This window comes from Dankookia rubra (genome assembly GCF_004355005.1).
GTDB classification, from domain to species: Bacteria; Pseudomonadota; Alphaproteobacteria; order Acetobacterales; family Acetobacteraceae; genus Paracraurococcus; species Paracraurococcus ruber_A.
The window spans coordinates 1-823 of sequence record NZ_SMSJ01000308.1 but is presented as its reverse complement, the minus strand read 5'-3'; the positions used below and the strand labels follow the sequence as shown (position 1 = coordinate 823).

At 83.4% G+C, this 823-nt stretch carries 1 protein-coding gene; it reads left to right on the top strand.

Features of this window, described 5'->3' with window-relative positions; all coding sequences use genetic code 11:
- The coding region (gene tilS / locus E2C06_RS36735; protein WP_133293422.1) for a tRNA lysidine(34) synthetase TilS at positions 1–823 on the top strand (823 nt) is incomplete at both ends.

The window sequence follows — 823 nt, the reverse complement described above, 5'->3', positions numbered from 1 at the left end:
CCCGACGACGCAGCGCCCGCCGCGCCGGTGGCGCCGCTGCGCGGCTGCGCGCGCGCCGCACCGGCGGCGCGGCTCGACGACGCCGCACCCGCGGCGCTGATGGCGCCGCTGGACGATGTCGCATCCGCGGCGCTGATGGCGCCGCTGGACGATGCCGAATTCGCGGCGCTGATGGCGCCGCTCGGGCCCTTCGGTCCGGCGCCGCGGATCGCCGCCGGGGTCTCCGGCGGGCCGCATAGCCTGGCCCTCGCCCTGCTCGCCGACCGCTGGGCCCGCGCCCGGGGCGGCGCGCTGCTCGCCCTCGTCGTCGACCACGGCCTGCGGCCCGGCAGCGCGGCCGAGGCGGCCGGCGTCGCCGCGCTGCTGGCCGGCCGCGGCATCGCCGCGGAGGTGCTGCCGCTCGGCCTCCCCGCCGGGGCCGGGCTGCAGGAGCGCGCCCGCGCCGGCCGCCATGCCGCCTTGCTGCGGGCCTGCCGGGCGGCCGGCACGCCCTGGCTGCTGCTCGGCCACCACCGCGCCGACCAGGCGGAGACGCTGCTGTTCCGGGCGCTGCGCGGCAGCGGGGCAGGGGGCCTCGCCGCCATGGCCGCGGTCCGCGCGGCGCCGGAGGCCCTGCTGCTGCGGCCGCTGCTCGGCACCCCGCCGGCGCGGCTGGAGGGGGTGGTGGCGGCCGCCGGCCTGGCCCCGGTGCGGGACCCGAGCAATGCCGATCCCCGCTTCGCCCGGATCGCGCTGCGCCGAACCCTGGCCGATCCCGCCGGGGCCGGCGCCGCCACCGCGGCGCTGGCCGCCGCGGCGGCGGGCTTCGCCGCCCGCCGCGGGC